The organism is Streptomyces sp. NPDC048461 (assembly GCF_055587105.1).
This window is the reverse complement of sequence record NZ_JBVJGW010000016.1, coordinates 66,298-70,379: the sequence shown is the minus strand read 5'-3', so window position 1 is coordinate 70,379 and position 4,082 is coordinate 66,298. Positions and strand designations below refer to the sequence as shown.

Annotated in this window: 5 protein-coding genes; all 5 read right to left on the bottom strand. The window is 74.7% G+C overall.

Going from position 1 to position 4,082, the window contains the following annotated elements; genetic code table 11:
• Window positions 1–162 precede the first annotated feature (162 nt).
• The 5 genes from ACZ6S8_RS25790 to ACZ6S8_RS25770 all read right to left on the bottom strand — a co-directional run bounded on the left by ACZ6S8_RS25790 (window position 163) and on the right by ACZ6S8_RS25770 (window position 3,980).
• Complete coding sequence (locus ACZ6S8_RS25790; protein ID WP_469459532.1) at window positions 163–501, bottom strand: antibiotic biosynthesis monooxygenase family protein; 339 nt, start codon at window positions 499–501, stop codon at window positions 163–165.
• A complete protein-coding gene (locus ACZ6S8_RS25785; RefSeq protein ID WP_469459530.1) occupies window positions 492–1,877 on the bottom strand; it encodes an FAD-dependent oxidoreductase in 1,386 nt (461 codons plus the stop codon). Before ACZ6S8_RS25785 ends, ACZ6S8_RS25790 begins: the two co-directional genes overlap by 10 nt.
• Entirely contained in the window at window positions 1,858–2,940 is a 1,083-nt protein-coding gene (locus tag ACZ6S8_RS25780) for an isocitrate/isopropylmalate dehydrogenase family protein (protein ID WP_469459528.1), read from the bottom strand. Before ACZ6S8_RS25780 ends, ACZ6S8_RS25785 begins: the two co-directional genes overlap by 20 nt.
• 13 nt (window positions 2,941–2,953) lie before the next feature.
• The gene (locus tag ACZ6S8_RS25775; RefSeq protein ID WP_469459526.1) at window positions 2,954–3,691 is read right to left on the bottom strand and encodes a thioesterase II family protein; all 738 of its coding nucleotides are present in this window, start codon (window positions 3,689–3,691) and stop codon (window positions 2,954–2,956) included.
• Between the two features lie 124 nt (window positions 3,692–3,815).
• Window positions 3,816–3,980: a hypothetical protein gene (locus tag ACZ6S8_RS25770; RefSeq protein ID WP_469459524.1), complete on the bottom strand. Its 165-nt coding sequence runs from the start codon at window positions 3,978–3,980 to the stop codon at window positions 3,816–3,818.
• Between the last annotated feature and the right edge of the window lie 102 nt (window positions 3,981–4,082).

The following is a 4,082-nucleotide window of genomic DNA, read 5'->3' as shown; positions in this document are numbered from 1 at the left end:
CCTCACGGGGCAGCTCCGCGGCGCGTCCGGCGGCGAGTGTGTAATGTTGGGCGCCTGTTGAGGCTTGGGCGCGTGAGGAAGGGCGGCCGTCAGGCGGCGCGGCGCCCGGGCGAAGCAGCCCGGGCGCCGCACCGCGTCCGCGGACCGGCCCGCGGGGGAGCGCTACGCCGACGCGTCCGACGGCGTCACCGCCGGGGCGGCGGTGTGGCTCGAACTGCGGATCACCTCGGCGACCTGCAACTCGTAGGAGGAGTACCACTGTTCGCGGCCCATTGCCTGTGCCACCAGGTGCTCGGGGTCGTGGCGCCACTTGTCGAGGGTCTCGGCGTTGCGCCACATGACGACGGCGAGGCGCTCCCCGTCCTCGCCGGTGTACTGCTTGACGTCCACGAGGTCGTCGCCGGCGATGGCGCGGACCCGCTCCCGCATGACGTCCTCCATGGCGTAGTAGTCCTCGCCCGCCTGCTCGGAGAGGCGTGACTTGAACAGGATCACGAACATCCGGAGTCCTCCAGGGTGACTGTGTCGGTGTCGACGGGCACGCAGGCGCGCAGCCGGCTGTCGGGCGCCGCGACGAGATCCGTCCCGTACCGGTGGAGCAGGTCCTCCACGAGCCGGTCGAGGCGCCGGTCGCTCCTCAGGATCGAGGCGTAACCCTCCTCGGTGAAGGCGCACTGCTCGTAGAGGGGCACGAACCGGTCGGGGAAGAGGTCGCCGAGCCGCTTGCGCAGGATCCCCCCGGCGTGGGAGGTCTCGTCCTTCGGCGGGTTGGCCATGGTGTGGTAGTGCTGGTAGGAGAGGTGCGCGATCGCGTCCGCGTCCTCGGTCCGGGCCTTCTCGTAGGCGGCGAGCGCCGCCGTCCAGTCGCCCGCCCGGTCCAGGCAGTCGACGAGCGTACGGGCGTCCTCGAAGCCGCAGTTCATGCCGTGCCCCATGAACGGGGCCATCGCGTGGCACGCGTCCCCGAGCAGCGCGAACGTGTCCCGCCAGACCCACCGCTCGCAGGTGACGGTCGAGATGGTGGAGACGGACTTGGCGGCGAGCTGCGCTGCCAGGTCGGGGATGTTGGCCGTCGGTTCGGGGAAGCGGTCGGCGAACACCCGGGCCAGTTCGGGCCCGTTCGCCACCGACGCGTACGAGGGCGCCGGCCCGTCGAGGCGCATGAAGAGGGAGCCGGCGAACTCTCCCGACGGCATCGGGAACGCCGCGAACATGGCGTCACCGGTGGGCCAGTAGTGCATGGTGGAGCGGTCGAGCCAGCCGCCCGGCACCTGGATCTCCTGGTAGGCCAGCTCCAGGTTCCGCACCTCGGAGCGCACGTCGCGGGCGGCCAGGGCGCCCCGGGCCGTGGAATGGGCGCCGTCGCAGCCCAGCACCCGGCGGCACGACACCCGGCGGCGGCCCGCCCCGTCCTCGACGAGCACCGCCGGTTCCTCCAGGTCCACGGCGTGCACGCGCTGCCCGAAGCGGATCCGCACGCCGGCAGTGGCCTCCGCGGCGTCCAGCAGCAGCCGGTGCAGCCGTTCGCGCTCCACCGACCAGATCGGCCGCCGGTCCCGGCTGTACGGCGTCACGTGCGAAGCACCGTCGGCCAGGTGCGCGCAGCGCCCGTGCAGCGGAACGCTGATCGCGCGCACCGCCTCCTCCAGACCGAGGTCCGCCAGGACGCGCCAGCCGCGCGCGGACAGCATCACCGTGATGGAGCGACCGCTGCGGCCGGGGCCGCGCCGCGGGTCGGCCCGTTTCTCCAGCACCGTGACCGGCCCGGACCGGGGAGCCAGGTACATGGCCGCGACCGTGCCCACCAGGCCGGCCCCGACGATGACCACCTCCGGGTCGCCGCCGGTGCGACCTCCGTCATGTCCCTGCGTGCGCATGGCCGTTCCCCCGTCCGGCAGTCGGTCCACCGGGCTGCCGCAGTTCGGCCAGAACCGCGGCGCCCGCCTCCTTCGTACTCAGGTGGCCGCCGAGGTCACGGGTGACCCGCCCGACGTCCACGGCGGCCCCGACGGCCCGGCGGACGGCCTCGGCCTCGCGGGCGTGGCCCAGGTGCTCGACCAGCAGCGCCGCGGACAGGATCGCGCCGAAGGGGTTGGCGACCCCGGTCCCCGCGATGTCGGGCGCGCTGCCGTGCACCGGCTCGAAGAGGCCTTGCCCGGTGACCGCGTTGACGTTCGCCGACGCGGCCACGCCGATGCCGCCCGCGAGGGCGGCCGTCAGATCGCTCAGGATGTCGCCGTAGGAGTTGTTCGTGACGATGACGTCGAAGACGGTCGGGTCGGTCGCAAGGTTCATCGCCGCGGCGTCCACGTACAGGTGGGAGGTGGCGACCCCGGGGTGCCGCTCCCGCGCCTCCTGCCAGCAGCGCTGCCACAGCAGGCCGCCGTTGCGCACGGCGTTGGCCTTGTCGACCAGGCAGACCGAGCGCCGGGCCACGGAGAACGCGAAGTCCATGATGCGCGACACCCCGTGGTGGGTGCTGAGGTCCACGTCGACGGCGATCTCCTGCGGCGAGCCCGTACGGAGGCCGCCGCCCACGCCGCTGTACAGCCCCTCGGTGTTCTCCCGGACGATCACGCAGTCGATCGCGCGCCGGGTCTCGTCGCGCAGCGGGCTCAGCCGGTCGTGCCACAGCCGCGCGGGGCGGCAGTTGGCGTAGAGGTCGAGTTCGGTGCGGAGCGTGGACAGCACGCTCCGCACGTAGTCGGTGGCGCCCAGCCGGGGGTCCCCGACCGCGCCGAGCAGGGTCGCCCGGCCGGCCCGGATCCGGTCGAGGTCGGACCCGGTCAGCGCGGCGCCGGTCCGCAGGTACGTCTGCGCGTTCACGTGGTCCAGCACGTCCACCCGCAGGCCCAGCGCGAGGGCCTCGACGACGTCCAGCGCCGGTCCGGTGACCTCCGGTCCGATGCCGTCACCGGGTATCACGGTGATCGTGTTCACAGCGGCATCCCCTTCACCGGCGCACGACGTCCGCGACGAGTTCCGCGGCGTCGGTCGTCACGTGGAAGTGCCCGCCGGGCCGCACCCGCAGGGTGAACTCCCCGGACGTGACCTCCGCCCACGCCTTCAGCCCCGGCTCGTCCACCAGCGGGTCGCCCTCGCCGTGGTAGCAGCTCACCGGGCAGGACAGCGGCCGGATCCCGGGCCGCGGCCGGTAGGCCGCGTGGGTCCGCAGGTCCGAGCGGAGCGTCGGCAGCAGGAGCTCGCGCAGTTCGGCGTGCTCGGCGATCCCGGGCTCGATGCCGCCCAGCTCGCACAGCGTCGCCCAGAACGCGTCGTCGGGCATCAGGTGCAGGGTGCCGCCGCCCGACAGGGCGGGCGCCGCCGTCGCGGACGCGCACAGCCGGCGCGGCTCCCTCCCCGCGTCCCGCAGCACCAGGGCGGTCTCGTACGCCACCAGCGCCCCCAGGCTGTGCCCGAACAGCACCACGTCGGCCGGGGGAAGCCGCAGCAGTTCCGCGGCGGCCCGCTCCGCCATCGCGGGCAGGTCGTCCATGCACGGCTCCCCGAACCGGTCGCCGCGGCCGGGGTACTGGACCGCCAGGAGCTCCGCGCCGGGCGGCATGACGTCCGCCCACGGTCCGAAGGACGCCGCCGACCCCCCGGAGTGCGGGAAGCACACCACACGTACGCCGGGACCCTCCACGGCGGCCAGCGACCGCACCCAACCCCGTTCCCGTATCCGCTTCATGCTCCGCCCTTCTCGTAGGCTCTCGCCGGCCCGTCCGGCCCATGGTTTCCGCGCCGCGCCGGGTCCCGGGAAGACCGCGACAGATGTCGGCAAGACCCCGGGCACGCCGCGCGCCCGGCCCGGCTCAGCCCAGGACGGCGCGCTGGACCTCCGCCACGTGGAGGGCGTCGGCGACCGCCGCGCCCGCGGCGACCGACGCGGTGACCGACTGCTTCCACCGGCTGGTCAGGTCCCCGGCCGCGTACAGGCCCGGGACGCTCGTGCACCGGTCGGCGTGGGCGCCCCCCAACCCCGCGGGGGGGACCCCCCCCCCCCCCCCCGCGCTCGCGCGCGCGCCGCCCGGGGGCGGCCCCCGCCGCGGCGGGCCCACCCCGGGGTGCCCCGCCCCGGC